The sequence below is a fragment of the Archangium violaceum Cb vi76 genome, assembly GCF_000733295.1.
GTDB classification, from domain to species: domain Bacteria; phylum Myxococcota; class Myxococcia; order Myxococcales; family Myxococcaceae; genus Archangium; species Archangium violaceum.
Window position 1 is genome coordinate 39,224 of record NZ_JPMI01000142.1, and the last position, 26,416, is coordinate 65,639.

25 protein-coding genes and 2 tRNA genes are annotated in these 26,416 nt (G+C 69.4%); 17 read left to right on the forward strand and 10 right to left on the reverse strand.

The genetic code is table 11. The annotated features are described in order from the left end of the window. Positions 1–7: 7 nt before the first annotated feature. The 4 genes from Q664_RS21145 to dnaK all read right to left on the reverse strand — a co-directional run bounded on the left by Q664_RS21145 (position 8) and on the right by dnaK (position 7,429). Positions 8–2,311: a vWA domain-containing protein gene (locus Q664_RS21145; RefSeq protein ID WP_043398481.1), complete on the reverse strand. Its 2,304-nt coding sequence runs from the start codon at positions 2,309–2,311 to the stop codon at positions 8–10. 14 nt (positions 2,312–2,325) lie between these two features. Then, entirely contained in the window at positions 2,326–4,854 is a 2,529-nt protein-coding gene (locus Q664_RS21150; protein WP_084610190.1) for an AAA family ATPase, read from the reverse strand. Between the two features lie 53 nt (positions 4,855–4,907). After that, on the reverse strand, positions 4,908–5,315 hold the full coding sequence (locus Q664_RS21155) for a thiol-disulfide oxidoreductase DCC family protein (protein ID WP_043398483.1): 408 nt from the start codon (positions 5,313–5,315) through the stop codon (positions 4,908–4,910). 194 nt (positions 5,316–5,509) lie between these two features. Next, positions 5,510–7,429 (reverse strand): molecular chaperone DnaK, encoded by a 1,920-nt coding sequence (gene dnaK / locus Q664_RS21160; RefSeq protein ID WP_043398487.1) that lies wholly within the window; start codon positions 7,427–7,429, stop codon positions 5,510–5,512. 325 nt (positions 7,430–7,754) lie between these two features. On the opposite strand from dnaK, the gene Q664_RS21165 reads away from it, so the two are divergent. Further along, positions 7,755–8,849, forward strand: a complete 1,095-nt coding sequence (locus Q664_RS21165) for a diacylglycerol/lipid kinase family protein (protein ID WP_043398489.1) — start codon at positions 7,755–7,757, stop codon at positions 8,847–8,849. Between the two features lie 78 nt (positions 8,850–8,927). On the opposite strand, the gene Q664_RS21170 is transcribed toward Q664_RS21165, so the two are convergent. The 4 genes from Q664_RS21170 to greB form a co-directional block, all read right to left on the reverse strand. Beyond that, entirely contained in the window at positions 8,928–9,686 is a 759-nt protein-coding gene (locus Q664_RS21170) for an SAM-dependent methyltransferase (RefSeq protein ID WP_043398492.1), read from the reverse strand. Between the two features lie 69 nt (positions 9,687–9,755). After that, positions 9,756–10,097 carry an HP0495 family protein gene (locus Q664_RS21175; protein ID WP_043398493.1) on the reverse strand — a complete coding sequence of 114 codons (342 nt, stop codon included), beginning with the start codon at positions 10,095–10,097 and terminating at the stop codon, positions 9,756–9,758. Between the two features lie 27 nt (positions 10,098–10,124). Continuing rightward, positions 10,125–11,447: a PhoH family protein gene (locus Q664_RS21180; RefSeq protein WP_043398497.1), complete on the reverse strand. Its 1,323-nt coding sequence runs from the start codon at positions 11,445–11,447 to the stop codon at positions 10,125–10,127. A gap of 270 nt (positions 11,448–11,717) precedes the next feature. Beyond that, complete coding sequence (gene greB / locus Q664_RS21185; RefSeq protein ID WP_043398500.1) at positions 11,718–12,260, reverse strand: transcription elongation factor GreB; 543 nt, start codon at positions 12,258–12,260, stop codon at positions 11,718–11,720. A gap of 182 nt (positions 12,261–12,442) precedes the next feature. Here greB and Q664_RS21190 point away from each other — a divergent pair. Then, a tRNA-Lys gene (locus tag Q664_RS21190) sits at positions 12,443–12,515 on the forward strand. A 5-nt stretch (positions 12,516–12,520) separates the two neighbouring features. Further along, a tRNA-Glu gene (locus tag Q664_RS21195) sits at positions 12,521–12,593 on the forward strand. Positions 12,594–12,674: 81 nt separating this feature from the next. Here Q664_RS21195 and Q664_RS21200 read toward each other — a convergent pair. Together Q664_RS21200 and Q664_RS61085 are read right to left on the reverse strand one after the other, a co-directional pair. Continuing rightward, positions 12,675–13,169 carry a LysR substrate-binding domain-containing protein gene (locus Q664_RS21200; RefSeq protein WP_052518457.1) on the reverse strand — a complete coding sequence of 165 codons (495 nt, stop codon included), beginning with the start codon at positions 13,167–13,169 and terminating at the stop codon, positions 12,675–12,677. 4 nt (positions 13,170–13,173) lie between these two features. Then, on the reverse strand, positions 13,174–13,365 hold the full coding sequence (locus Q664_RS61085) for a hypothetical protein (RefSeq protein ID WP_235216800.1): 192 nt from the start codon (positions 13,363–13,365) through the stop codon (positions 13,174–13,176). A 475-nt stretch (positions 13,366–13,840) separates the two neighbouring features. Between Q664_RS61085 and Q664_RS21210 the strand changes: the two genes are divergently transcribed. The 14 genes from Q664_RS21210 to Q664_RS21275 are packed head-to-tail and all read left to right on the forward strand — an operon-like array spanning position 13,841 to position 26,414. Beyond that, positions 13,841–14,578 carry a beta-ketoacyl synthase chain length factor gene (locus Q664_RS21210; RefSeq protein ID WP_235216801.1) on the forward strand — a complete coding sequence of 246 codons (738 nt, stop codon included), beginning with the start codon at positions 13,841–13,843 and terminating at the stop codon, positions 14,576–14,578. Next, positions 14,571–15,350, forward strand: coding sequence for a lysophospholipid acyltransferase family protein (locus tag Q664_RS21215; RefSeq protein WP_043398506.1), 780 nt, complete (start codon positions 14,571–14,573; stop codon positions 15,348–15,350). Before Q664_RS21210 ends, Q664_RS21215 begins: the two co-directional genes overlap by 8 nt. Further along, entirely contained in the window at positions 15,337–15,597 is a 261-nt protein-coding gene (locus Q664_RS21220) for a phosphopantetheine-binding protein (protein WP_043398510.1), read from the forward strand. The genes Q664_RS21215 and Q664_RS21220 overlap by 14 nt, the downstream gene beginning before the upstream one ends. A gap of 28 nt (positions 15,598–15,625) precedes the next feature. Next, the gene (locus Q664_RS21225; protein WP_043398513.1) at positions 15,626–15,883 is read left to right on the forward strand and encodes an acyl carrier protein; all 258 of its coding nucleotides are present in this window, start codon (positions 15,626–15,628) and stop codon (positions 15,881–15,883) included. Beyond that, complete coding sequence (locus Q664_RS21230; protein WP_043398518.1) at positions 15,880–16,431, forward strand: COG4648 family protein; 552 nt, start codon at positions 15,880–15,882, stop codon at positions 16,429–16,431. Before Q664_RS21225 ends, Q664_RS21230 begins: the two co-directional genes overlap by 4 nt. Then, positions 16,424–18,124: an ApeI family dehydratase gene (locus Q664_RS21235; protein WP_043398522.1), complete on the forward strand. Its 1,701-nt coding sequence runs from the start codon at positions 16,424–16,426 to the stop codon at positions 18,122–18,124. Before Q664_RS21230 ends, Q664_RS21235 begins: the two co-directional genes overlap by 8 nt. After that, positions 18,121–18,858, forward strand: coding sequence for a glycosyltransferase family 2 protein (locus tag Q664_RS21240; RefSeq protein ID WP_043398524.1), 738 nt, complete (start codon positions 18,121–18,123; stop codon positions 18,856–18,858). The genes Q664_RS21235 and Q664_RS21240 overlap by 4 nt, the downstream gene beginning before the upstream one ends. Beyond that, positions 18,855–19,805: an LpxL/LpxP family acyltransferase gene (locus tag Q664_RS21245; protein WP_084610192.1), complete on the forward strand. Its 951-nt coding sequence runs from the start codon at positions 18,855–18,857 to the stop codon at positions 19,803–19,805. The genes Q664_RS21240 and Q664_RS21245 overlap by 4 nt, the downstream gene beginning before the upstream one ends. Continuing rightward, positions 19,774–21,336: an HAL/PAL/TAL family ammonia-lyase gene (locus Q664_RS21250; RefSeq protein ID WP_052518459.1), complete on the forward strand. Its 1,563-nt coding sequence runs from the start codon at positions 19,774–19,776 to the stop codon at positions 21,334–21,336. The genes Q664_RS21245 and Q664_RS21250 overlap by 32 nt, the downstream gene beginning before the upstream one ends. Next, positions 21,326–21,745, forward strand: a complete 420-nt coding sequence (locus Q664_RS21255) for an acyl-CoA thioesterase (RefSeq protein ID WP_043398526.1) — start codon at positions 21,326–21,328, stop codon at positions 21,743–21,745. Before Q664_RS21250 ends, Q664_RS21255 begins: the two co-directional genes overlap by 11 nt. Further along, positions 21,742–22,350, forward strand: coding sequence for a LolA family protein (locus tag Q664_RS21260; RefSeq protein WP_043398530.1), 609 nt, complete (start codon positions 21,742–21,744; stop codon positions 22,348–22,350). The genes Q664_RS21255 and Q664_RS21260 overlap by 4 nt, the downstream gene beginning before the upstream one ends. Further along, positions 22,340–24,634, forward strand: a complete 2,295-nt coding sequence (locus Q664_RS21265) for an MMPL family transporter (protein ID WP_043398532.1) — start codon at positions 22,340–22,342, stop codon at positions 24,632–24,634. The genes Q664_RS21260 and Q664_RS21265 overlap by 11 nt, the downstream gene beginning before the upstream one ends. Further along, entirely contained in the window at positions 24,631–25,860 is a 1,230-nt protein-coding gene (locus Q664_RS21270) for an NAD(P)/FAD-dependent oxidoreductase (protein ID WP_043398534.1), read from the forward strand. The genes Q664_RS21265 and Q664_RS21270 overlap by 4 nt, the downstream gene beginning before the upstream one ends. Next, positions 25,848–26,414: a DUF3261 domain-containing protein gene (locus Q664_RS21275; RefSeq protein WP_043398537.1), complete on the forward strand. Its 567-nt coding sequence runs from the start codon at positions 25,848–25,850 to the stop codon at positions 26,412–26,414. Before Q664_RS21270 ends, Q664_RS21275 begins: the two co-directional genes overlap by 13 nt. Positions 26,415–26,416: the final 2 nt, after the last annotated feature.

A 26,416-nucleotide genomic window follows, 5' to 3' on the forward strand; every position in this document is an offset into this window, starting at 1 on the left:
CAGCAGCCTACTCGAACGGGCGGCAGAGGAGGCGGACACGTGCGAGGCGCTCGTGCACCTCTGAACCTCCCGTGGCGAGCGCGGCGAGATAGCGGGCCGGGGGAATCTGGTACACCCCGAGCAGGTGCTGCAGGAGGAAGAGGCCCTCGGTGGGACGGCGATCCGCGGGGGCGAGCGCGGCGGCCTCCACGATGGCCTCGAGGATGTCGGCCACGCGGGCGAGCACCTCGGGGCCGGGGGTCTCCGCCACCTTCTGCCCGGAGAGCCGCTCGGCCTCCGGGAAGAGCGCGTCGAACGAGGCCTCGGAGGCCACGGGCGTGGAGGGAAGCGTGCGTCCCGCGGCGAGGGCCTCCAGGGCCTGGAGGTGGGGCGCGAGGGCCTCGACGGCCTCCGGGGTGACGGGCACGTCCTGCGGCAGGAGGGTGCGCCAGGGGCTGTCGAACTCGGTGCGCGCCCACTGGATCTCCTGGTCGGAGAGGTGGTGGTAGAAGGCGCGGCCGCCCCGGGTCCGTTGCTCCATCACGAGCGACTTGAGGTCCGGGTTCTCCTCGCCGAGCGAGATGAAGCTGAGCGAGATGTCCAGCGCGTCCATGGGAGCGCGGGTGCGGCGGATGAGCTCCAGGTCGACGCGGTCCTCGCCGTCGGTGATGAGCACCACCGTGGCGCGGGCGAGGTACGGATCCCTCCCCTGCGCGGAACGGATGGACTCGAAGGCGGACATGAGGGCGAGGGAGATGTCCGTCTGGCCCTCGGCGGGCGAGTCCCGGAAGAGCTTCTCGATCTGCCGGGTGGCCTCGCGGGCGGTGTCCACGCGGGCCAGCTCGGTGGGGATGTCGTTGAAGAAGGAGAAGTAGAGCGGATCGAACGGCTCGCCCTTGCGGGCCTTCACGCGGAGGTTGTTGAGCTCGGCGATGATGATGGCGTCGCGGAAGCGGGCCCGGGCGCCGTGCATGGAGCCCGAGGCGTCACACACGTACACGCGCACGGCGGTGCGCTTCATCTTCTTGGGCTGGGGAGGCGGCTCGTCCTCCAGGTAGGCGCGCACCGTCTGGCTGTGGCCGGCCAGGTCGTACAGCACCATGCGAGGGTCCGAGATGACGAAGTTGTGCACCTCGTGCAGGCCACCCGTGCGCTCGAACGTCATGTTCTGGGTGGGGTACGGCACCCGCCGGGGCACGGGGCGCACCTTGCGGGTGTTCATCTCGACGATTTCCTCGGTGAGCGCGTCCTCCACGTCGAAGTAGCGGCCGCAGCCCGACGCCAGCTCGAAGGCGGAGAGCTGCTCGGGCTCCAGGGAGAAGGCCAGGTCCGCGAGCAGCTCATCCGCGGTGGAAGCCTTGGGGGGCTCGCGCAGGCCGTTGGGGCCCTCGTGCGCGGGGGGCTTCTCGCCGAACCAGCGCGTCAGGTCATCCCGCTCGGCGGACTCCAGCATGGCCCGCAGGGGCTGCCGGTTGGGCATCAGGGGCGCGAGTGCCGCGCGGGCCGCCTCCGCCAACGGGGCGTCGTTCGCCTCCAGCGCGCGCTCGTAGAGGCCCCGGAGCGAGCGCCACGCCATCTGGGGATCCCTGCTCGCGGTGCGCCGCACCTCCTGCACCAACGCATCCAGGGAGCGCGCCGCTGGCTGCTCCCGGACCCGCTCACGTGCCTGGGACACCTCACTGCGCAGGGCCACGCCCCGGTCGCGATCGTGCTCCATGCCGATGCGCAGGAGGATCTCGTGGGCCATGTCCAGGTCACGCCGCTTCTGGACCAGATCATCCACGTTGGAGCGCGCCCGCTGCGCGAGGAACTCGGCCACGGCCATGCGGGCCGTGCTCGGCGCCACCCGGTCGTTCCAGACGGGACCTGGCCGCGCGAAGATCTCGAAGGTGCCCTCCTCGGTGGGCGGAGGCGTGGGGGACATGAAGAGATCCGCCACCCGCAGCACCCGCGTGAGCCGGACGAAGCCGCGCTCCAGCGCCGTGCGCGCCCCCGGAGGCGGCCGGCCCACCCGGAACATCTTCTCCACCGCGTCGAGCGTCCGCTCGAACTCCTCCAGGGTCTCCTGGGCCCGGGTCTTCAGGCCCGTGGCCAGATCACCCACCCTGCCCTTGCGCACGCCCAGCTCGAGCAGCAGGCGCGCATCCGCGAGGGTGTGCACCCCCACCCGCTCCATCGCCCGATCCAGCGCCGTCAGGGTGGGCAGGGACAGGTCCACCTCGGCCGGGGCGGTGAGCCCGAGCCACCAACCCCGCAAGCCCTCGGCCTGGGACGGCGCTCCCTGGAGCGCGTCCAACCGGAGCCGCAGGCGTGAGAGCCGCGAGCCGAGCACGCGTCAGCACCTCCTCACAGCGAGGCCCGCATCTCCAGCAGTTCCTTGCTGAAGCGGGTGAAGTCGTCGTCGATGCCGCGCCGCACGTTGTCCAGCTTGCGCGCGCTCTCGCCCAGCTCGCCGGAGACGGCGATCAGCACGTCGAGCATGCCCTTGATGCGCACCAGCTCGCCCTCCTTGAGCGCGAGCAGCGGGAAGCGGCTCTTCACCAGGCGATCGAAGATCTGATCCGCCTGGGGGCGGCGCTGGACGGTCTTGGGGGCCGGCAGCTCGGTGAGGAGCTGGGTGAGCCAGCTGCGCAGGTACTTGAGGCGCGTCTGCACGAAGGCCAGCTCCACCCGGGCCACCGCGTCGCGGATCTCGTTGGACAGGAAGGACGTGGCGGAGGCGGGCCGCGCGAAGGCGAGCTGCCCGTCCAGCCCGAGCAGCGAGGCGTACTCGCCATCCCGGATCTGCGTGGAGAAGTCGCCCCGGTAGAAGTTGTAGGCCTCGCCGCTGACGGCGGCATGGGGGGCCGGCGGAGGGCTCGCCACCTCGCGGCCGATGTTCCGCACGTACTCGCGCAGACGCCCCTCGAGGATCTCCCTGCACTCGGCGAGGACGGGTTCGGGGGCCAGGCCCTCGCGCCGCAGGTTCTCCGCCACCGTCTGCACCGTGCGCGAGAACTGATCGATGCGCTCGAAGGGCGTGGTGGTCAGCACGTCCCTGGCGTAGGCCGAGCCGATCGGCTGCAGCAGCTCCTGCTTGAGGCCACGCTGGGCGGGGTCCAGCTTGCACAGGGCCTGCTCGAGCTGGGACAGCAGGCGCGAATCCGCCGCGAGGGCATCGAGCGGATCCCTCCGGCCGCGCGTCCCCGGGTAGGCATTCGTCGCGCGCTGGCGCAGGGCGACCACGGCCCGGCCGCGTGCCTCGGCCTCCGCGGCCCGCAGCCGAGCCACCACGCTCGAGCTGCCCTCGGCGAGCAGCGCCAGGAGCTCGCCCACCCGGCCCAGCTCGTCGGAGACGTTGTCCGTGAAGCCACCGAGCGTATCCAGCTTCACCGCCTCGTCGAAGGCGAGGCTCTCGGCGTTGAGCGCGATCAGCTCGAGCGACTGCAGGAGGAAGCGGGACACCGCGTCACTCAGCGCGGGCAGCCGCTGGCGCAGCTCCGGCACCTGGTGGCACAGCTCCACCGTCTCCGAGAGCGCGGTGAACATGGCCGTCCCCGCCCGGGCCTCGGCGCCCTCGATGGGGCCACGCGTCATGCGCTGCTCCACCACCGACAGCAGTCCCCGCGCGGCCCCCAGCAGGGCCACCCGGTTGTCCGGATGGCGCGGGCCCGGGACGAGCTTGGCGCGCAGGCGCTGCGCCGTGGTGGTGACGATGCCCGGCTGGAAGTTGCGCGCGAGCGCCTCCACCGCCTTGAGCTCGTCGGCCGCGCCGAGCGAGGCCGCCTCGCGATCCACGCCCGTGCCCAGCTCCGCCTTCACCTTGGCCAGCGCCGCGTCGAAGGCCTTCTGCTCGATGCGGACGATCTCCAGCTGCGCGCGCTCGCGAGGATCCACCGCCACCTTGAGGAGCGCCTCGACCTCCTCCGCCTGGGGCCCGCCGAGCAGGAAGAACCAGCGCAGGGCGTCCAGGTCCTCCACGGTGGCCTCGAGCGGCCGGTCCGGACGGCGGTAGAGCTGATCCCTCACCACCGCGGCCTTGAGGGCCCACAGCGCCTTCACCACCGAGCGCTGGGAGAAGTACTTGGTGGGCACGTAGTCGGGCAGCTTGGACACCTGGGCCGTGAGCGCGCGCTCCAGCTCGTCGGTGAGCAGCTCGATGGCCTCGAGCAGGTGGCTGCCCACCGTCACCTGCTCCACCGCCGCCTGGAGCACGTCCAGTTGCTGCAGGGTGAGGGAGGCGCGCAGGTCCGGCCGGATGCCATGGGCGAAGCGGTGCAGCATGGCCGCGCGGCTGGGACGCCGGGCGAAGGACTTGGGCACGAAGGAGATGAAGCTGAGCCGGTCCGCGAAGGCCAGCAGCAGCTCCGGCGAGCGCGCCAGCACCTCCGAGAGGTAGCGGTTGCTCGTCATGATGGCGCATTCGATCCGTCCGCTCGTCACCCGGCGCCCGTGCTTGAGCTCGCGCTCGTGCAGGACGTTGAGGATGGAGCGCAGGAGCATGTCGCGCCCGTCGAACACCTCGTCGAGGAAGGCGTGGGTGGCACCCAGCATGCCGTCCTCGGTGATGAACTCGGTGCGGCCCGTCTCGGTGAGCACCTTGAAGTCCACCGGGCCAATGAGGTCCGTCTGCACCGTGGACTCGGCGATCTGCTTGGCGAAGAGCGAGGGCTGCCCCGTCTTCTCGTCGAGGATGCGGCCAAGCACCGCCGAGGCGATGGCGCTCTTGGCCGTTCCCGGAGGTCCGACGACGAGCACGTGCTCCCGGCACAGCAGCGCCAGCTCGATCTGGGTGAAGAGCGTCTCACGCTCGAGGTAGGCCTCGCGCAGTTCCTGGAAGAAGTGACGGAAGGCCTGCGCGGCCTGGGGAGGGACGGGCGTGGGCGGGTGGATCACGGGAGGCGCATCGTAGCCCCCAGCCCACCCCCTTTAGAAGGGCTCGGCCACCCCTACTTGAAGTGCACGGCGCACGCACCGTCCGGGCAGGTCCGCCCCGCGATGCGGAAGCGGTAGCGGGCGATGAGCCCATACAGCCAGTCCGCGAGCTGCCTCAGCCCCGGCACGTAGTAGACGAAGAGCAGCTTGCCGGCCGGCCTGCGCCCCAGCGCCTGCACCACGGCCTCTGCGCCCTCGAAGATCCGCCCGTCCCCCTGGATGAGCTGGATCCCCTTCTCGCACCGATCGAGCGGAATGCCGGGGTACTCCGCCAGGACGCCCTCCTCCCGGAACGAGCGCAGTTGCGTACCGTGGCCGCCCAACAACCGCTGGAACTGCTTCGCGGCCCCGATGCACAGGCGGCAGTGCCCGTCGTACAGGATGACGTCATGTCCCGGGGGCGTCGTCGTCAGCGCGTTCATGGGGCTCCTCGCGTGGGCTCCATTCATATCGGGTGGAGCCCACTCGGCGCGAATGAAACAGAAGGGCCGGATACTCCCTGTTGGGAGCACCGGCCCTTCCGCGGGGTTCGACCCCAGGTCCCTGATACCCTCACCCCGACCCTCTCCCGGGGGGAGAGGGAGGGCTTCGTGAGGGCGGCTCGCCAGAGGCGGCCTTACGACTGGCGGAACTCGGCGTCCACCACGTCGTCCTTCGGCTTGGCCGAGCTGCCCGGAGCCGCGCCCGGCGCACCCGCGTCGGCTCCCGGAGGCGGAGCCTCAGCGCCCGGCGCGCCACCCGTGGCCTTGTACATCTCCTCGGCCACCTTGTAGCTGGCCTGCTGCAGGCCATCCAACGCGGTCTTGATGGCGTCCTTGTCCTGGCCCTCACGCACCTCGTTGAGCGCCTTGAGCGCCGACTCGAGCGTCGCCACCGCGTCCGGAGACAGCTTCTCGCGGTTCTCCTTGATCATCTTCTCCGCGTTGTACGCCTGGGACTCGGCCTGGTTCTTCACCTCCACCAGCTCACGCCGGGCCTTGTCCGCGGCCTCGTTCTCCTTGGCCGCGTTGACCATCTTCTCCACTTCCTCCTTCGCCAGACCGGACGAGTGGGTGATGGTGACCTTCTGCTCCTTGCCCGTCGCCTTGTCCTTGGCGTTGACGTTCAGGATGCCGTTGGCGTCGATGTCCAGCGTCACCTCGATCTGCGGCACGCCGCGCGGCGCCGGGGGCAGGCCCGTCAGGTGGAAGCGGCCGAGGCTCCGGTTGTCACCGGCCATCTCGCGCTCGCCCTGCAGGATGTGGATCTCCACCTGCGTCTGACCATCCGCCGCCGTGGAGAACGTCTCCGACTTGCGCGTGGGGATGGTGGTGTTGCGCTCGATGAGCTTGGTCATCACGCCGCCCAGCGTCTCCACGCCCAGCGACAGCGGGGTGACGTCCAGCAGCAGGATGTCCTTCACCTCGCCCGCGAGCACGCCGGCCTGCACCGCCGCGCCCACCGCCACCACCTCGTCCGGGTTCACCGAGCGGTTCGGCTCCTTGCCGAACAGCCGCTTCACCGCCTCCTGCACCTTCGGGATGCGCGTGGAGCCACCCACGAGGACCACCTCGTTGAGGTCCTTGAGGTCCACGCCCGAGTCCTTCAGGCACTTGCGGCACGGCTCCAGCGAGCGCTCGACGAGGTTGTCGATCATCGCCTCGAACTTGGCCCGCGTCAGGCGCACGTTGAGGTGCTTGGGACCGGTGGCGTCCGCCGTGAGGAACGGCAGGTTGATCTCCGTCTCCATCGTGCTGGACAGCTCGATCTTCGCCTTCTCCGCCGCCTCCTTCAGGCGCTGGAGGACCATCTTGTCCTTGGAGACGTCGATGCCGTTGTCCCGCTTGAACTCGGCGATCAGCCAGTCCATCAGCGTGTGGTCGATGTTGTCGCCGCCCAGGTGCGTGTCACCGTTGGTGGCGAGCACCTCGACCACGTTCTCGCCCACCTCCAGGATGGAGATGTCGAACGTGCCGCCGCCGAAGTCGTAGACGGCGATCTTCTCGTCCTTCTTCTTGTCCAGGCCGTACGCGAGCGCCGCCGCCGTCGGCTCGTTCACGATGCGCCGCACGGTGAGGCCGGCGATCTCACCGGCGTCCTTGGTGGCCTGGCGCTGGGCGTCGTTGAAGTACGCCGGGACGGTGATGACCGCCTCCGTCACCTTCTCGCCCAGATAGTTCTCCGCGGCGCGCTTGAGCTTGAGCAGCACCTGCGCGGAAATCTCCGGCGCGCTGTACTGCTTGCCATCGAGCTCCACGCGCGCGTCGCCGTGCGGACCCCGCACCACCTTGTAGGGGACGAGCTTCGCCTCCTCGGTGGTCTCCTCGTACCGCCGGCCCATGAAGCGCTTGATGGAGTAGATGGTGCGCTCGGGGTTGGTGATGGCCTGACGCTTGGCCACCTGCCCCACCAGCCGCTCCCCATCCTTCGCGAACGCGACGACCGAGGGCGTGGTGCGGGCGCCTTCCTCGTTGGTGAGAACCTTGGGCTCGCGACCCTCCATGATCGCCACCACGCTGTTGGTGGTGCCCAGGTCGATGCCGATAATCTTGCCCACGGTGTGTAACCTCCCGAAATGACTGCTGAAAATATCGAGAAACCGTCGATTGCTTCCGATGTGTGACCAACGTAACCACCCACCCCGGGGTGTCAAACCGCGTCAAGATGCGTCACGTGCTCGCCACCGGCCCGCCACGGTGCGTAACGCGCTCTCCACCTCCGCCACCCGCGCGTGGCAACCCGCCAGGCATCCGATCAGTAGCTGACGCGCCAACCCCCCGGAACCATTGAGACAGGGGGGAGATAACGCCTCGCGTCAGCCCTTGGCTGAAAATGTGCACTGAGGCAGCCCGACGCCCCAACCCCCCTCTGGAGGCAGCCTCATGCTGGTACAGCCACTTCGGTCCGTGGATACGCGCCAGAATCCGTCCGTCGCCGGAGCCCCCGCACACAAGGTCGCGGTGCTGCTCAACGCCAACGCCCGCCGGGTGGACGCACAGTTGGTGAAGTCCCTCTCACACGTGGTGCCGGAGCAGGATCTCTTCCTGTCGCGCTCGGAGCTGGACTGCCGCCGCATCGTCCAGACGGTGCTGGAGCGCAACTACCCCATGGTGTTCACGGGTGGCGGTGACGGGACGTTCCAGGGTTTCGTGAGCGAGGTGTTCCGCCAGCTGGAGCCGCGGGGCCGCTTCGCCGGCAAGCGCGCGCCGCGTTTCGGCGTGCTGAAGCTGGGCACGGGCAACGGACTGGCCACGTACGTGAATGCCGGCGCTGGCGCGGACGGCATCCTGCAGGACGTGGTGCGCGCGCGCGCGGGCGAGGTCCCCAGCCACCGGCGGATGGATCTGCTGATGGTGGAGGGCATGCGCACGCCGTTCGCGGGCATGGGCGTGGATGGGAAGCTGCTCAACGACTTCCTCTGGGTGAAGGACAACCTGGGCCGCGGCGGGCTGCTCAAGAAGATGCTGTCGGGCCCGGGCGGCTACTTCTCGGCGGTGGCGCTGAAGACGGTGCCGCACTACCTGTCCAACCCGACGTGGGTGGAGTGCGAGATCATCAACGGCCAGGCCGGAGAGGCGTACCGGGTGGGGCCGCAGGGCAACCCGGTGGGCGCGCCCATCGCCCCAGGGCAGCGCATCTTCCAGGGCAAGCTGATGATGGCGGCGGCGGCGACGATGCCCTTCTACGGGTACGGCTTCCGGATGTTCCCGTTCGCGGGCGAGCGCCGGGGGATGATGCACCTGCGCCTGGGTCAGCTGCACGCCACGAGCGTGCTGGCGAACCTGCCGAAGCTGTGGGCGGGCCGCTGGTTCCCCGAGGGCATCCACGACTTCTACGCCCAGGACGTGCACATCCGCTTCGCCCGGCCCATGCCCTTCCACGTGGGTGGCGACGCGGCGGGCTACCGCGACGACGTGAAGCTGAGCGTGGCACCCGAGACGGTGGAGCTGCTGGACTTCCACGGCGCGGTGCACTGAGCGAGCACCCCGCCCTCCCCTCTTCCTCCCTCTCCCTCTGGGAGAGGGCCGGGGTGAGGGTCAGCCGGCCCGGCCCGACTACCCGCGATCGCGCGCGGCCGGAGGCTTCTCTCCCGGCTCGCGGCGGCGGCCCACGGCGAACGCGTAGCTCGCGGTGGCCTTGCCGTTCTCCCGGTGCAGGGCGATCTCCTCGCGCAGCCAGGTGGCCTGCTCGGCCGGGGCCTTGGCGAGGTGGGGCTCCAGCTCCTTGTAGAGGGTGTCCAGCTCGGCGTCCTGGAGGGACTCGACGGACTCGGGCTCGAAGCCGGCCAGGGCCAGGTGCTGGAGCAGCTCGCGGGGCAGCAGCAACGAAGCCCCCAGGCGGCGCTCCCAGAAGTCGAGCACGGCGCGGGGCGTCACGCGGCCCACCCGGACCGGATAGGTGAGGCCCAACCGGCCATTGTGGGCCAGCAGGGGCCGGAAGGTGCCCATCGCATCCGCCAGCGCCAGGAAGATCCGGCCCTGACAGAGGATGGCGTCGAACTCGCCCTCCCGGAAGGCGGGCTTGCGCAGATCCACGCGCCGCACCTCGACCCGGCCGTCCAGCCCGAGCGAGCGCACCCGGTCTCGCATGTGGATGAGGAGCGTCTCGTCCGCGTCCGCCGCCACCACCGAGCAGCCGAACTCCTGGGCCAGGACCACGCTGGCCAGGCCGGAGGGACCACAGCCGAGCTCGAGCACCCGCCCCCCCTCTTCCAATTGCGCCACCTTCGCGAAGCGGCGGGTCGCGATCTCGGAGCTGAAGGGGCGCCGAGCGTCACCAGGGAAGTAGAGCGGGAAGGGCTCAGCCGGGCTCATGAGGAGCCCCTTCTACACCGGTGGCCGGGAATCGCCAATTCCCCCCGCCTGTCCGGGCGGGGGCCGCCCTCAAAGGTAGTAGACGACCCGCTGCTCCTGCTGCTCCTGCCGCAGCCGGGCATAGATGGCGCGGCGGTGCTCCTCGGACAGCAGGTACACCGACACGCTCACCGACACGTACTTGCCCTTGCTGCTGGGCTGCTCGTGGATGGAATCCGGGGAGATCTCCGAGCCCATGAGCGTCCGGAAGAGCTCGCGCACATACGCGGCGAACCCCGCCGGCCCCGCCGCCTCCTGCCGCCCCATGACCTTGAAGGTGTAGACGGTGGGGTACTCGATGAGCGGCTTCTTCTCCTCGCCGTCACCCTGCGTGCCCTGGGGGGCACCATCTGCCGTACCGTCTGCCTTCATGACTGCTTCCTCGTGCGGCGCAGGGGGCTAGAGGAGGTTGGCCGCGAGCTCGGCCAGGGCGCTGCGCTCGCCCTTGGCCATGGTGATGTGGCCCGCGATCTTCTCATTCTTGAACCGGTTGACCACGTGAACGAGTCCGTTGTTGGTCGCGTCCACGTAGGGGTTGTCTATCTGGAACGGGTCCCCGGTGAGAATGATTTTCGTGTTGTCGCCCACGCGGGTGATGATCGTCTTCACCTCGTGGGGGGTGAGGTTCTGCGCCTCGTCGATGATGATGTACTGGTTGGGGATGGAGCGCCCGCGGATGTAGGTGAGCGCCTCGATCTCCATCAGCCCCAGGTCGATGAGCTCGTGGTAGCCCCGGCCCGCCTTCTTGTCGGCGCGGCTCAGGTTCATCAGGAACTCCACGTTGTCGAAGATGGGCTGCATCCAGGGGTTCATCTTCTCTTCCAGGCTGCCCGGCAGGTACCCGATGTCCCGGCCGAGCGGGAACACGGGCCGGCTGACGAGCAGCTTCTGGTACACCCCCTCCTCCGTCACCTTGTGGAGCCCCGCGGCGATGGCCAGCAGCGTCTTGCCCGTGCCCGCCTTGCCCACGATGGTGACGAGCTTGATCTCGTCGTTCATGACGAGGTCCAGGGCGAAGCTCTGCTCCATGTTGCGCGGGCGGATGCCCCAGACGCCCTCGGACTTCATGCCGCGCAGCAGCGGCACCACCCGCCCCCGGGACGCGTTGAAGCGGCCCATGGCCGTGTGGGACGGGTTCGTCTCGTCCTTGAGCAGGATGAACTGGTGCGGCGAGAGCGACTCCTGCCCGGAGATCTCCACCTCGGCGCCGGGCTTGTACATCTGGTCCACCATCTCGCGAGGGACCAGGCGCTCGGTGAAGCCCGTGTAGAGCTCGGTGATCTCCACCCGCTCGGCGTCGTAGTCCTCGGCGATGAGGCCCAGGGCGTCCGCGCGGATGCGCAGGTTGGTGTCCTTGGTGATGAAGACGGCCGGCGACTGCGGCTCGCGCTCCATCAAGTCGATGGCCACCGAGAGGATGCGGTTGTCCATCAGGTTGCTGTCCGCCATGGAGAGCGGCAGATCCCTGTCGGTGAAGCACACCCGCAGCACGCCCCCGTGCGGCAGGCGCACCCCGTCCTTGAGCGAGCCCTCCTCCCGGAAGGAGTCCAGGTAGCGCGCCACCAGACGCGCATTCCGCCCCAGCTCGGAGAGATCGCGCTTGAACTGATCGATCTCCTCGATGACGTAGATGGGGATGATGACGTTGTGTTCCTTGAAGCTGTAGATGGAGCGGGGGTCGTGGAGAAGGACGTTGGTGTCGAGGATGAAGTTCTTTCGCATCGTGTGGAGCGCGACCTCGTAGGGGGTGCGACCGCTGGAACCGACCGTGCGACGGGACTCCGACTGACGGACCGCTTCTGCGCCTGACTACCAACCGAATATTAGGCCGGGCCTCCGACGCGGGAAGCGGCCCTGGCCCATTTGCGGCCTACCTTGGGTGTAACGCACACGCTAACAGCGGGGTTCCCGCCCCGCTCATGGATCCCCGGATCAGTGGACACCCGCTCCCCCTGCTCCCTGGAGGGTCCCAGTGTCCTCGGGCGAACACCCCTACAGGTAGCGGATCTGCACGATGGTGTATTCGATTTCCCCACGAGGGCGGATCACCGCGACGGTGTCGCCGACCTTCTTGCGCAGCAGGGCCTTGGCGATGGGTGATTCCACGCTGATGCGGCCCCCGGCGGTGTCGATCTCATCCGAGCCGACGATCTGATAGGTCACCCGGGCCTCGTCCTCGTCCTCGAGCGTCACGGTGGCGCCGAAGTAGACGCGGCTGGTGTCCGGCTGCTCGGACGGGGTGACGATGGTGGCGGTGTCCAGGCGCTTCTGGAGGAAACGGATGCGCCGGTCGATCTCCCGCAGGCGCTTCTTGCCGTAGATGTACTCGGCGTTCTCGGAGCGGTCGCCCTGGGCGGCGGCGGCGGACACCTCGGCGGTGACCTTGGGACGCTCCTCGTTGAGCAGGCGCAGCAGCTCCTTGTGCATGCGCTCGGCCCCAGAGCGGGTGAGGTAGCGCCGGTGGACCCCACCCTCCAGTTGCAGCGAGTCGTTCTCCTCGGGGGCTTCCTCGGAATTCCGGACGTCTCGGGACATGGACTCTGTATAGCGCCTCCAGGGGGAGGCGGAAGGAGGCGCGGGGGCGGGCCGTTGAAGGGTGACTGTCAGGTGACGAGGGGAACGATCGCCAGTAGAAGTCTGAAGCGAGTGCTGGTAGAGAGCCCCTCCCAGACGCCGGAGACCCAGGAATCTGGCGTCTGATCAAAAAAGAATAGTGCGAGTCGCTAGCTCAGCTGGTAGAGCACCGGCCTTTTAAGCCGAGGGTCGGGGGTTCGATTCCCCCGCGACTCACAGAGGTCCCCGTCGTCTAGAGGCCCAGGACGCTGGCCTTTCAAGCCGGTAACACGGGTTCGAATCCCGTCGGGGACACACAAAGCCGAGGCCGGAAGCCGCTGAGCGATCAGGGGTTTCCGGCCTTGGTGTTTTCAGGCTCGTCCGATGGTCCGCGGCCTATGCGCTCCCCTCGAGTATGCGCTGATGGGGTTTGAAGGCGTCGTGGACGTGGTCCATGAAGGCACGAATCCGCCTGTTGTTGCGAAGCTCGGGCAACGTCAGCACCCAGAGATCGCGCGCCTCTTCGGAGTGGCGCGCTCCCACGCGCACCAGCCCTGGATCGGCATCGCCGTCGAAGCACGCCAGGAAGGTGACGCCCATGCCGGCGGAGAGCGCGTGCCGACGGACCGCGAAGTCGTCGGAACGCAGCGACACCCTGGCGCCCGGCGCGTTCCGGGCCAGCCAGTCATCGAGCCAACGCCCATCGGAGCGCTCGTCCGAATGCAGCCACGGAAAATCCGCGAGGGTGGCACCAGGGCCCATCCGCTCGACGAGTGAACGCGCGGCGTAGGCCTCGAACTGCATTCGACCGACGCGGCGGCCCACCAGGCCCTCCGCCGGATTGTTGTGCGGACGCAGCGCCACATCGGCCTCGCGGCGAATGAGCGACACCTGCTCATTCCAGCCGCGCCGCGGTCTCGGCCAGCTCGTCGCCGACGGCCGTGGCCGCGAAGCCGTCTTCGGTGCGGTCGAAGAGCCGGGTACCGCTCACGCAACTGCTTGAGGCCTGGCGCGTCGAGGCATGCCCCAACGGCCGCGAGCTGCGCTCGAGGTGCTCGGGCCGGGCATGCGGGTGCTGTGCCCGCAAGGCCCGGGCCCCCAACACAGGCGTGTTCCGTGCACGAGCCTCTGCTTGGGAGCCGGTGAGGTCCCCTCCATACCGAGTCTCGTTCTGTGGCTTGAGTCCCTCGTTTCGAATCCTTTGACACCGTCCCCGGAGATGGATGGCTTCTCTGTGCGTCTCTTGCTTTCGGGCAAGATACACCCGCGTACGGGTTTCACCGTAGGCCTGGCTGCGAGAGTGGGCACGCTGGCCGCGGCATCTCCGCCCGCCGCCTCCACTCACTCGAGGGTTCTGAGGGGTGGCGGAGCCGTCCATCCAAGGAGGCTCTGGAACACCATGGAGGGGCTTTCGGCCCCCCGGGTCCTGGCTTCACCCAGAGTCTGTGTCTGGGCATGACGATTCGCTCCGTCGCCCCCTCGCCCTACAAGCAATTGTCTCTTTCTGAATACTTTGGTAGGAGTGGCGGCCGGGGATTTGGGGGAGGGGGGAAACGCCTGTCATGACAATGGCTTTTTCTATCAACCGCTGGGTCGCGTGGGCTCCTGGCCTCACCGAGCAAGACGCCTGGACGAGGTGGTTCTCGGAGCCCCATTCCCTTCCGGCCGAGGGCACCCCTCCGCTGTCCGAGATGCCGGCGATGATGCGCCGCCGGGTGGAGCGCCTGGGCCGGTTCGCGCTACAGGCAGCGTACGGATGCCAGGGGGATTCCCCGAGCGTCCCCGTCATCTTCGCCTCGCGCTTCGGAGACATCAGCCGCTCGGTGGACCTGTTGCGCCAGTTGGCGCACTCCGTCCCGCTCTCACCCACGTCCTTCAGCCTGTCGGTGCACAACGCGATTGGCGCGCTCTACTCCATCGCCCGGGGGGACACCTCCGCCTATACCGCCATCGCGGCGGGCGAGGAGACGGTCGAGGCCGCCTTCACCGAAGCGAGCGCTCTGCTCGCGGATGGCGCCAGGGACGTCCTGGTGGTGATCTACGACGAGCCGCTCCCCGGGCCCCTCGGGCACGCCTCCGGACAGATGGACTTCCCGCGCGCGTGGGCCTGTTGGCTGCGCGCCGGGGACGAGGCTCCGGGCTACAGCCTGACCTGTCACCCTGCCGAGGACACGCGGGATGCCCCTTCCTCGGATGGGCTGCCGGAGGATCTCACCGTGCTGCGATTCCTGGTCTCCAGCGAGGCCCGGCTCGACCACAAGGTCGGCACTCGATGCTGGCGGTGGCAGCGCCATGCTTGAGACGCTCGAGCGCGGGTGGCGCATCCTGGCGACCGGTATCTCCTTCACCACCTTCGGGCTGGGAGGGCTCGGGCTGCGGCTGCTCTACTTCCCGCTGTTGCAACTCCTCGTCCGGGATCAGGCGAGGCAGACGCGGCTGGCGCGCCTCGCGGTGCACCACTCTTTCAGGTTCTTCATCGAGTGGATGCGCGTCCTCGGGGTGCTGCGCTACCGCATCGAGGGCGTGGAGAAGCTGGCCCGGCCCGGCCTGCTCATCCTCGCCAACCACCCGACGCTGATCGACGTCGTCTTCCTCATCTCCCTGGTGCCCAACGCGGATTGCGTGGTGAAGGCGAGCCTGGCGCACAATCCCTTCACCCGCGGGCCGGTCCGGGCGACCGGCTATCTGTGCAACGACTCCGGCCCCGCGCTCATCCAGGACTGCATCGCCTCCGTGAAGGCGGGCAACAACCTGATCATCTTCCCGGAGGGCACCCGCACCCGGGTCAACAGCCCGATGCAACTGCAACGCGGCGCCGCCAACATCGCGGTGCGCGGCCCGTGCGACATCACCCCGGTCACCATCCGGTGTGAACCGCTCGGTCTCAGCAAGGGGACGCCGTGGTGGAGGGTGCCGCCGAAACGGATGAACTTCACCATCCAGGTACACGACGACATCCCCGTTGCACCACAGCGTGGAGAGGCCGGCGGCGAGGCGCGAGCGGCCCGGCAACTCACGGCGCAGCTGCACGACTATTTCTCCAGGGAAGGGCAGGGCCATGCTGCAGCTTGAACAGGAAATCAAGAAACTGGTCATCGAGACGCTTCACCTCGAGGACATCACTCCTGACGACATCGATCCGGCCGCGCCGCTGTTCGTCGAGGGACTCGGGCTCGACTCGATCGACGCCCTCGAGCTGGGCCTGGCGCTGCAGAAGTCCTATGGCGTGTCCCTCGCGAACGACTCGAAGGAAAACCGCCGCCATTTCGCCAGCGTGAGGGCACTCGCGGATTTCGTGAGCGCCCATCGCAAGGCCTGAACTCATCAGAAAAGCATTGGGAGTCACCATGACCAAGAATCAATTGTTCGAGCGGCTGAGCGCGATCCTGCAGGAGACCTTCGACATCGAGCCGGCGCGGATCACCCCCGAGGCCCGGCTTCATGACGACCTGGACATCGACAGCATCGATGCGATCGATCTGCTCGTGCAGCTCAAGCCGGTGGCCGGCAAGCGCGTGCCTCCGGAGGTCTTCAAGTCGGTGCGTACGCTGCAGGACGTGGTCGATGCCCTGCACGGGCTCCTCGACGAGTCCGCCGCGGCGTGAAGTTCCTTCGTCCGGCCCTGCTCGGCCTGCTGAGCCTCGCGTACCCGCCCCTGGTCTACCTGGGACTGGGCCACTTCGAGCCTCGCTGGATGGCCCTGCCACTGGCGGGAATGGCCGTGGTGCGCGCGGTGGCGACGCGCGAGCGTGTCTGGCTGGCCGCGGCCGTGGGCGCCCTCGCGCTCGCGGCCTCCAGCATGCTGGGCAACCATGCCCTGCCGTTGAAGCTCTACCCGGTCCTGGTGAACACGATCCTGCTCGCCGTCTTCGCCACCAGCCTCGCCTATCCCCCCAGCGTCATCGAGCGCCTGGCACGCCTGCGCGAGCCCGAGCTCCCCGCTTCGGGGGTGATCTACACCCGCCGGGTGACGCAGGTGTGGTGCGGGTTCTTCGTGCTCAACGGAGGCATCGCGCTCTTCACGGCGATTGGGGCCAGTGATGAGACCTGGGCGCTGTACAACGGGCTCATCTCGTACGTGCTGATGGGCGTGCTCTTCGCCGTGGAGTGGGTGGTGAGGCAACAGGTGAGGGCAAGGCGCGTCCATGGCTGAGCTCATCGGGCTCGAGCAGCTCATGAGCCGGGGGCGGCTCCCCGGGCATCCAGTCGCCCTCCGCGAGGGCGGGGCCGTGGGCTTCGCGACCCTCGTGGCGCGGGCAGCGGGCTGGCGCGCGGCCTTCGAGCGCCACGGTGGCCGGCGCCAGGCACTCTACTTCGACGACACCTTCGAGTTCTCCGCCGCCCTGCTCGGCGCATGGCATGCGGGCGTGTGCGTCTACCTCCCCGCCGACGCCCAGCCCGCGACGCTGGCGAGGCTGCGCGACGAGGTGGATGGTTTCGCCGGGAAGATTCCAGCGGAGTACGCACCGCTGTCGCCCAGCGAGGGGCGCGAGGGGGGATGGACGCCGCTCTCCCCGGAGGCACGCGCCCTGGTGGTCTACACCTCGGGCTCCAGCGGCGAGCCCACCGCCATTCCCAAGCGCCTCCGCCAGCTGACGCATGAGGTGGCGACGCTGGCGGCCCTGTTCGAGGAGCGGCTCGGCGAGGCCCGCGTCGTCTCCACCGTCTCGCACCAGCACATCTACGGACTGCTCTTCCGGGTACTCTGGCCACTGACGGCGGGCCGGCCCTTCGCGGCCCACGGCCTCACCTACCCCGAGGACATCGTGGCCGCGCTGCGACAGGGCCCCGCCGGGCTGATCGCCAGTCCCGCCCACCTCAAGCGCCTGCCGGACATGCTGGACTGGGCCCAGGTCCGCGGGAACCTGCGCACGCTGTTCTCCTCGGGAGGCCCGCTACCCCTCGAGGCGTTACAGGCCTGTCGCGCGCTTCTGGGCCAGGCGCCCGTCGAGGTCTACGGCAGCTCGGAGACCGGCGGCATCGCCTGGAGGCAGCGCACCGGGGACGACGCGCTCGCCTGGCGCGTGATGCCCGGCGTCGAGGTGGGCACCCGGGAGGAGATGCTGACCGTCCGCTCGCCGCACCTGGACCTGCCCGAGGGGGACTGGCTGCGGACCGAGGATCGCGTGCGGCTGCTGCCGGAGGGCTTCGAGCTGCTCGGCAGGGGCGATCGCCTCCTGAAGCTCGAGGAGAAGCGCGTGTCGCTGAGCGCCCTGGAGCGGACGCTGCTCGAGGGGGGGCTGCTGCGCGAGGCCCGGGTGCTGCCGCTCGAGGACGGCCACCGGCTGACGCTGGCGGTGGTGGCGGTGCCCTCGGAGGCCGGCTGGAAGCTGCATGGGGAGGGAGGCAAGCGTGCCCTGAACCAGGCGCTCAGGCAGCAGCTCACTTCGCGCTTCGAGCCCAGTGCCTTCCCGCGCCGGTTCCGGTATCTGGAGGCCATGCCGGTCAACAGCCAGGGAAAGTCCACCGAAGCTGCACTGGCCGCCCTCTTCGATCCGCGCAGGCCCCGGGCGCGCGTGCTCGAGCAGTCCGCCGACCGCGCCCTGCTGATCCTCGAGGCCTCGGCGGACTCGCCGTATTTCGAGGGCCACTTCCCCGGCACCCCCATCCTGCCCGGCGTCACCCAGGTGCACTGGGCCATCCACTTCGGCCGCGAGCTCTTCACGCTTCCCCCCGACTTCCTGCGGTTGGCGGCGTTGAAGTTCCAACGCGTCATCCAGCCCGGCACGAGCCTCACGCTGGAGCTCACCTGGAAGAAAGAGCGCGGAAGCCTCGAGTTCAAGCTCACTTCCGACGCCGGTGTTCATGCCAGCGGCCGAATCCTCTTCGGCGGAGTCAATGTATGAAGGTCTGCGCGGTGATTCCGGTCTACAACCACGGCGAGGCGGTGGGCGCGGTGGTGGGCGGTGTGCGAGCCGAGGGCCTGCCCTGCGTGCTGGTCGACGACGGGAGTGAACCGGGCTGCGCGGCGGTGCTGGACGCGCTGGCCGAGGGAGATCGCTCCGGCATCGAGCTCGTCCGGCTCCCCGAGAACCAGGGGAAGGGCGGCGCGATGATGGCCGGCCTGCGCGCGGCGAAGGAGCGGGGCTTCAGCCATGCGCTGCAAATCGACGCCGACGGCCAGCACGACACCTCCGACATCCCCCGCTTCCTGCGGCTGGCGGAGCAGAGTCCCGAGAAGCTCATCTGCGGCACCCCGGTCTATGACGCCTCGGTGCCCAAGGGCCGCCTCTATGGCCGCTACGCCACCCACATCTGGGTGTGGATCAACACGCTGTCCTTCACCATCCGTGACTCCATGTGCGGCTTCCGCGTCTATCCGCTGGAGCCCACCGTCCAGCTCATCGACACGGTGAAGCTGGGCAAGCGGATGGATTTCGACGTGGAGGTCCTGGTGCGGCTGTTCTGGCGCGGGATGGGCATCGTCAACAACCCCACCCCGGTCCGCTACCCGAGCGACGGCATCTCCCACTTCGATGTCCTCTGGGACAACGTGCGGATCTCCCGCATGCATGCCCGGCTCTTCTTCGGAATGCTGGTGCGCCTGCCGCTGCTCTTGTGGAGGAAGGTGACAGCGTGAGGACGCGGCATTGGGCCGAGATGGGCGAGAGCACCTTCGTCGCCGGAATCTGGCTGCTCTATTGGATTCACCGGCTGCTGGGGCGCTGGCCGTTCCGCCTCTGTCTCTATCCGGTGGTCACGGTGCACTGGCTGGCCCGGCCACTGGTGCGCCAGGCCTCCTTGCAGTACCTGGAGAGGATGGAGGCCACCACCGGGGCGCTCGGCAGGCGGCCCGGCTGGCGGGACAGCCTGCGCCACGTCGCGCTCTTCGCCGAGACGATGCTCGACAAGCTCCTGGCCGTCAGTGGCCGCTACCGCTTCGAGCAGGTGCGCACCGAGGGACGCGAGTCCTTCTACGAGGCGGCCAAGGCGGGCAAGGGGGGCGTCATCATCACCGCCCACATGGGCTGTCTCGAGCTGTGCCGCGCCATGGCCGAGCGGCGGGGTGAAGTGAAGCTCAACGTGCTGGTGCACACCCGGCACGCCGAGCAGTTCAACCGCCTGCTCAAGCGGCTCAACCCGGACAGCGACCTGCGCCTGATGGAGGTCAGCGAGCTGGGCCCGGCCACCGCCGTCGCGTTGAACGAGCGCGTGGCCGCGGGCGAGTTCGTGGTCATCGCGGGAGACCGGGTCCCGGTGAATTCCAACCAGACGGTGAGCGTCGGGTTCCTCGACCACCCCGCCCCCTTTCCCGTGGGCCCCTACGTGCTGGCGGCCCTGTTGAAGTGCCCGCTCTATCTGCTGGGCTGCATCCACGAGGGCCCCGGCTACACCATCCGTTTCGAGTGTCTGGCCGAGCGCGTCGAGCTTCCTCGCGGCAGGCGCGAGGCGGCGCTGAGCGGCTACGCCCAGCACTATGCCGAGCGGCTGACCGCGCTGCTGAAGCGCTCGCCCTTGGACTGGTTCAACTTCTTCCCCTTCTGGGACCAAGCCCATGTCTCTGTCTCTGCAAAGCCTCCAGCCTGAGCGCGCGGTGTCCTTCGATGGAAGCCGGCTCACCCTCGAGGACGTGTGTGCGCTCTCGCGGCGTGAATGCAGTGCCGAGCTGAGTACCGCCCCTGAATTCCTGCGCCGGATCTCCCGGGGCGCGGAGTTCCTCGACCGGCTGCTGGCCGAGGACGGGGTCATCTACGGCGTGACCACGGGCTACGGCGACTCGTGCACCGTCACGATTCCGCCCGGGCTCGTGCCGGAGCTGCCGCATCACCTCTACACGTACCACGGCTGCGGGGCGGGCCGGTTCCTCACGCCCGAGGAGACGCGCGCCGTGCTGGCAACGCGGCTGGCCTCGCTCGCCCAGGGCGTCTCCGGCGTGGGCATGGCACTCCTGAGGCAACTCGAGCTGCTGCTCAGGCACGACATCCTGCCGCTGATTCCGGCCGAGGGCTCGGTGGGTGCCAGTGGGGACCTCACCCCGCTCTCCTACGTGGCGGCGGTGCTCTGCGGCGAGCGCGAGGTCTGGTACCGCGGGGCCCGACGGCCGGCGGCGGAGGTCCTGGCACAGCTCGGCATCAAGCCCCTGCGGCTGCGCCCCAAGGAGGGGCTGGCCATCATGAACGGCACGGCGGTGATGACCGCCCTGGCCTGTCTGGCGTGGGAGCGCGCCGAGTACCTGTGCCAACTGGCCACGCGCATCACCGCCTTCAACGTGCTGGCCAGCGCCGGCAACGCCCACCACTTCGACGAGGCGCTGTTCGCGGTGAAGCCTCACGCGGGCCCCCAGCGCGTGGCGGCCCGCCTGCGCGTGGATCTCACCGCGGACCGGCCCAGCCGCAACGAGAAGCGGCTGCAGGACCGCTACTCGCTGCGCTGCGCGCCACACGTGATTGGCGTCCTGGAGGACGCGCTGCCCTTCTTCCGCACGCAGCTCGAGAACGAGCTGAACAGCGCCAACGACAACCCCATCATCGACCCGGAGGGGGAGCGCGTGCTCCACGGTGGCCACTTCTACGGCGGGCACATCGCCTTCGCCATGGACTGCCTGAAGAACGCCGTGGCCAATGTGGCCGACCTGCTCGACCGCCAGCTCGCGCTGCTGGTCGACTCCCGCTTCAACCACGGGCTGCCGCCCAATCTCTCCGGTGCCACCGGGGAGCGCGCGGCGATCAACCATGGCCTCAAGGCGGTGCAGATCAGCGTCTCCGCCTGGACCGCCGAGGCCCTCAAGCAGACCCTGCCGGCCTCCATCTTTTCCCGCTCCACCGAGTGCCACAACCAGGACAAGGTGAGCATGGGCACCATCGCCGCGCGAGACTGCCTGCGCGTGCTGGAGCTCTCCGAGCAGGTGGTGGCCGCCATGCTCATCGCCGCCAGGCAGGGCGTGGCCCTGCGCCAGCGCGTGGACGGCGAGCTGCGCCTCGGCCCCACGCTCTCGGCCATGCAGGCGGACCTGGAGAAGCGCATCCCCCTGGTGGAGGAGGACCGCGCCCTGGACCGTGAGCTCCAGGGGCTCCTCACGGCGATCCGTGCCCGCGAGTGGAGGCTCTATGAAGCCTGATCTCAGCCATGAGCTCGAGCTGTCCCCCGCCTTCCATGACCTCGACCCGATGGACATCGTCTGGCACGGCAACTACGCGAAATACCTCGAGCTGGCCCGCTGCGCGCTGCTGTCGAAGTTCGACTATGACTACCCGCAGATGAAGGCGTCGGGCTTCATGTGGCCCATCGTGGACATGCGGCTGAAGTACGTGCGGCCCGCGCTCTACGGGCAGAAGCTGCGGATCCGCGCCGAAATCACCGAATGGGAGAACCGCCTGAGGATCGACTACCTCATCCGTGACGCGGACACCGGCCACAAGGTGAACCAGGCCCACACCATCCAGGTCGCCGTCTCGGTGGAAACCCGGGAGATGCAGTTCCTCTGCCCCCGCGTGCTGTGGGAGCGGCTGGGGGTGATGCCCGGATGAAGCGCCTGCTCGCCCTCGCCTGCGTGCTGCTGTACACCACCGCCAGCGCCTCCGAGCTGCTGACGGGCGTCCGCTCGCGCCTGGCGGACCCTCCGCTCCTCCGGGGGCAGTTCGAACAGAAGAAGACGGTGGCCGGCTTCAAGAAGCCGCTGCTCTCCCGGGGCGAGTTCCTCCTGTCGAGGGGGAAGGGACTTCTCTGGGATACCCGCGCGCCCTTCGCCGCGACCCTGACGTTGACCCGCAAGTCGCTGAGCGCGGAGCAGAAGACGGGCGGCGCCGCCTACCACCTGGACGCGAGCCGCGAGCCGGCGCTGGCCGCCATGAACGAGTTCCTCTTCGCGCTCCTCTCCGGGGATGTGGACTCGCTCTCCACGCGCTTCCGGGTCGAGGGCGAGCTGGTGGGCGCGGACGGCTGGCGGCTGACGCTCACGCCGACGGACGCGGGACTCGCACGTGTCTTCCGCGGCATCCGCCTGGAAGGTGACCGGTTCGTGCGGCAGGTACAACTGGAGGAGACCAGCGGGGACTCGAGCCTCATCCAGTTCACGCAGCTGGCGCAAACTCCCCCGCCTGGTGCCACGGAGACGGAGCGCCTTGGGAAATAGGCTGGCCATCGTCTGGGCCCTGCTCGTCCTCGCCGTGGGCGTCCACCAGGTCCGGTTCTGGCGCTCGGCGCGGCTGGAGACCGACATCCTGGCGCTGCTACCCGAGGATGAGCAGGCACCCCAAGTGGGCGCCGCCACCCGGAAGCTCGCGGATGAGTCGGGCCGGCAGTTGGTGCTGCTGGTGGGCGCTCCGGATTGGGAATCCGCCCAGCGCGCGGCGGAGGCCGCCACGGAGGCGCTCTCCCAAGCCGGCGCGCCGCTGGAGCCCGCCCGCGTGGACGCCACCGCCCTGGACGCCGCGGTGGAGTTCTATCGCCCTTACCGGGACCGGTTGCTGACACCGGCCCAGCGCGCGTGGCTGGCCAGCGCGACGCCGGAGGAGCTGGGCGGCACGGCGCTGATGAAGCTGTACCAGCCCGCGGGCGCCAGGCTGACGGACTGGAGCGACGACCCGCTGGGCCTGTGGCCCGACTGGTGGGCGGCCCGCGCCGCCGAGAACGAGGCGAGGCCGCGTGACGGACGGCTCTGGCTCTCCGGCGAGGGCCGCGAGTGGGTGCTGCTGACCTGGCAGAGCCAGGTGTCGGCGTTCGCCCTGGGTGACGACGCGAAGGTCACGGCCGCCGTGGAGCGCGCCCGGGCCGCGGTGGCCGCCATTCCCGGGGGCCGGTTGGTGGCCGCGGGGGTGCCGCTGTACGCGGAGGCCGCCGCCTCGCAGGCCAGCAGGGAGATCTCCACCATCGGCCTCGGCTCCCTCGTGGCCGTGCTGCTGCTGGTCTGGCTCACCTTCCGCTCGCTGCGCCCCATCGTGCTGGTGGGGGTGTCCCTGATGATCGGCTGCGCCGTGGCGCTGAGCGTCACCGCCCTGCTCTTCGACCGGGTCCACCTCCTCACCCTGGTGTTCGGCGCGAGCCTCGTCGGTGTCGCGGAGGACTACGGCTTCCACTACTTCGCCGCCCGCCAGGGCAAGCCCGCCGCCGAGCGCGGCCGGGTGATGCGCTTCCTCCTGCCCGGCATGCTCCTGGCGCTCCTCACCAGCGTGGTGGCCTACCTGGCGCTGGGACTGGCGCCCTTTCCAGGCCTTCGCCAGATGGCGGTGTTCGCCGCCGCGGGGCTGGTGGGCGCGTTCCTCACCGTGCTCTGCTGGTTCCCCACGTTCGATCTCGGCGACCTGCCGGTGACCGCGTTCGCCGAGCGTGTCTCCGCCTCCCTGTCGCGCTGGCCACGCATCACCTCCGAGAAACGGTGGTGGCCGGCGATGGCGGGGCTCCTGGTGGTGAGCGCGGGAGGGCTGTGGCGGTTGGAGACGCGCGATGACCTCCGCCAGCTGCAAGGGGCACCCGCGAACCTGCTCGAGGACCAGCGCGAGCTGGGAAGACTGCTGGGCCTGCCCAGCCCGGCCCAGCTCTTCCTCGTCGAGGGTGAGGACGAAGAGCAGGTCCTTCAACGGGAGGTGTCGCTGAAGCAGCGGCTGGACGCGCTGGTGGCGGACGGGGTCCTGACAGGCTACCGCGCCGTCTCGGACTGGCTGCCGCCCGCCTCGCAGCAGCGCGCGGACGCGGAGCTGAGTGCCCGCGCGGAGCAGCGGGCCGTGGCCGCCGTCGCCGCCGCCACGGGAGAGGAGCCCTCGCGCGCACGGTTCGCGAACGACGTCCTCACCCCCGCGCGGTTCCTCTCCAGTCCCGCCGCGCCGGCCATCCGGCAGCAGTGGCTGGGCCCGCTGGGCAGCAAGCAGTACAGCGTGCTGATGCTGCGGGGCCTCGAGGGCCCGGCGGTCCTCGCCCGGCTGGCCGCGGCCGCTCACGGGTTGGAGGGCGTGCGCTGGGTGGACAAGACGGAGGAGATCTCCCGGCTGATGGGCCGCTACCGGCGGCTCATGGGCGGGCTCATCGTGGCGGGCTACCTCGCGGTGCTGGTGATGCTGCTCGCCCGCTTCAAGCGCGAGGCCTGGCGGGCCTGGGTCCCCTCGGCGCTGGGAACCCTCCTCACGCTGGCCTTCTTCGGCTGGGTGGGAGAGCCGCTGCAACTGTTCACCGTGCTGGGCCTGCTGCTCCTGCTGGGAATGGGCGTGGACTACGGCATCTTCCTGTTGGAGCACCCGGGAGACGGCTCCGCGTGGGTGGCGGTGGCCCTGGCCGGCGTGAGCACCCTCCTCTCCTTCGGGCTCCTGGGGCTCTCGGCCACACCGGCCCTGCGCACCTTCGGCCTCGCCATGCTCCTGGGCGAGGTGAGCATCTGGATTTTGACCCCTTGTTTCAGAATGCCTCCGGGCAAGGACATCACATGAGAAGCGAGAAGACGGAGATCCTCATCATTGGCGCGGGCCCCTCGGGCGCGGTGGCGGCGGGGCTGCTGCGCAAGCAGGGCCGCGAGGTGCTGGTGCTGGAGCGCGAGCAGTTCCCTCGCTTCTCCATCGGAGAGAGCCTGCTGCCGCAGAGCATGGAGTACATCGAGGCGGCGGGGATGATGCGCGACGTCGTCGAGGCGGGCTTCCAGTACAAGAACGGCGCGGCCTTCGTGCGGGGCGACAAGTTCACGGACTTCGACTTCCGGGAGAAGTTCTCCCCGGGTTGGGGCACCACCTACCAGGTGCAGCGCGCCCACTTCGATGAGGTGCTGGCGAAGGCCGCCGAGCGGATGGGGGCCACCGTGCGCTACCGCCACGAGGTCCTGTCGGTCGACGTCGACGGGGAGCAGCCCCAGGTGACCGTCCGCTCGCCCGAGGGCGAGACGTACCGTGTCCAGGCCCGCTTCCTCCTGGATGCCAGCGGCTTCGGCCGGGTCCTTCCGAAGCTCCTGAAGCTGGAGACGCCGTCCGACTTCCCGGTGCGTGGCGCCCTCTTCACCCACGTCGAGGACCGGGTCGCTCCGGGCGGCTTCGACCGGAACAAGATCCGGATCACCGTGCATCCCGAGCACGTGCACGTGTGGTACTGGACCATCCCCTTCTCCAACGGCCGCTGCTCCCTGGGCGTGGTGGCGAAGCGAGAGTTCCTCGAGCAGTACCAGGGAACGGACACCGAGCGCCTCAAGGCGATCGTCGCGGAGGACCCCTCGCTCTCCGCCCTCTTGAAGGACGCGGTCTGGGACACGCCGGCCCGGGCGCTCATCGGCTACGCCGCCAACGTGAAGTCGCTGTGGGGCAGGAACTTCGCGCTGCTGGGGAACGCGGGCGAGTTCCTGGATCCGGTGTTCTCCTCGGGCGTGACCATCGCCGTCAAGTCGGCGAGCCTGGCCTCGGACTGCCTCGCTCGCACCTTCGCTGGCGAGCCGGTGGACTGGGAGCGCGACTACGCCGTACCGCTCAAGGCCGGCGTGGATACGTTCCGCACCTTCGTCGAGTCCTGGTATGCCGGAGGCTTCCAGCAGATCATCTTCCACCCGAACCCGTCCCCGGAGGTCCACCGGATGATCTCCGCGATCCTCGCGGGCTATGCCTGGGACAAGAACAACCCCTACGTGGCAGACAGCAAGCGCCGGCTCGGGGTGCTCGAGGCCCTGTGCGCCGCCTGATTTCCACCACCGCCCTGCTCTCTCTCGCCGCGTGCGCCACGACGCCCACCCGGCCCGCGGCGCCCGCGGTGTCCCTGCCCGTGCTCGAGCTCTCTCCGGCCACGTTCGGTGAAACCGTGAGCCTGGCACAGCACCTGAGCTTCGCTCACGACGCCGACCCGGAAGGCCTCCGCTCCCTCGAGGCCCTGCTGGAGATCGACACCTCGGCGCTGCGTCTGGCTGGATTCATGCTCGGCCGGCGCGTGTTCACGATGCAGTGGGATGGCACCGTGCTCACGGAGCAGCGGGACCCGCACGTGCCCGCTCAGCTCCAGTCGCGCCAGGTCCTCCGGGACGTCCAGCTGGTCTACTGGCCAGCCGAGGCGCTCCGCTCCGCCCTCCCGCCAGGCTGGACCCTGGAGGAGAGCCCTGGCCGTCGCGCCCTGCTCGAGACCGGCAGGGAATGGGTGACGGTGCAATACGATGGCGAGCCACGCCATGCGGGGCGCGCGGAGTTGCTCAACCACGCGGAGCACTACCGGCTGACCATCGAGTCCCGCCCGGCCGATGAATGACC

Excerpts from the sequence above, each read along its gene's own strand:
- Q664_RS21170 (WP_043398492.1), bottom strand. The coding sequence starts at position 9,686 with ATGAGCCCGGCTGAGCCCTTCCCGCTCTACTTCCCTGGTGACGCTCGG.
- Q664_RS21155 (WP_043398483.1), bottom strand. The coding sequence starts at position 5,315 with ATGAACGCGCTGACGACGACGCCCCCGGGACATGACGTCATCCTGTAC.
- Q664_RS21260 (WP_043398530.1), top strand. The coding sequence starts at position 21,742 with ATGAAGCGCCTGCTCGCCCTCGCCTGCGTGCTGCTGTACACCACCGCC.
- Q664_RS21255 (WP_043398526.1), top strand. The coding sequence starts at position 21,326 with ATGAAGCCTGATCTCAGCCATGAGCTCGAGCTGTCCCCCGCCTTCCAT.
- greB (WP_043398500.1), bottom strand. The coding sequence starts at position 12,260 with ATGTCCCGAGACGTCCGGAATTCCGAGGAAGCCCCCGAGGAGAACGAC.
- Q664_RS21240 (WP_043398524.1), top strand. The coding sequence starts at position 18,121 with ATGAAGGTCTGCGCGGTGATTCCGGTCTACAACCACGGCGAGGCGGTG.
- Q664_RS21210 (WP_235216801.1), top strand. The coding sequence starts at position 13,841 with ATGACAATGGCTTTTTCTATCAACCGCTGGGTCGCGTGGGCTCCTGGC.
- Q664_RS21165 (WP_043398489.1), top strand. The coding sequence starts at position 7,755 with ATGCTGGTACAGCCACTTCGGTCCGTGGATACGCGCCAGAATCCGTCC.
- Q664_RS21215 (WP_043398506.1), top strand. The coding sequence starts at position 14,571 with ATGCTTGAGACGCTCGAGCGCGGGTGGCGCATCCTGGCGACCGGTATC.
- Q664_RS21180 (WP_043398497.1), bottom strand. The coding sequence starts at position 11,447 with ATGCGAAAGAACTTCATCCTCGACACCAACGTCCTTCTCCACGACCCC.
- Q664_RS21270 (WP_043398534.1), top strand. The coding sequence starts at position 24,631 with ATGAGAAGCGAGAAGACGGAGATCCTCATCATTGGCGCGGGCCCCTCG.
- Q664_RS21235 (WP_043398522.1), top strand. The coding sequence starts at position 16,424 with ATGGCTGAGCTCATCGGGCTCGAGCAGCTCATGAGCCGGGGGCGGCTC.
- Q664_RS21175 (WP_043398493.1), bottom strand. The coding sequence starts at position 10,097 with ATGAAGGCAGACGGTACGGCAGATGGTGCCCCCCAGGGCACGCAGGGT.
- Q664_RS21250 (WP_052518459.1), top strand. The coding sequence starts at position 19,774 with ATGTCTCTGTCTCTGCAAAGCCTCCAGCCTGAGCGCGCGGTGTCCTTC.
- Q664_RS21225 (WP_043398513.1), top strand. The coding sequence starts at position 15,626 with ATGACCAAGAATCAATTGTTCGAGCGGCTGAGCGCGATCCTGCAGGAG.
- Q664_RS21220 (WP_043398510.1), top strand. The coding sequence starts at position 15,337 with ATGCTGCAGCTTGAACAGGAAATCAAGAAACTGGTCATCGAGACGCTT.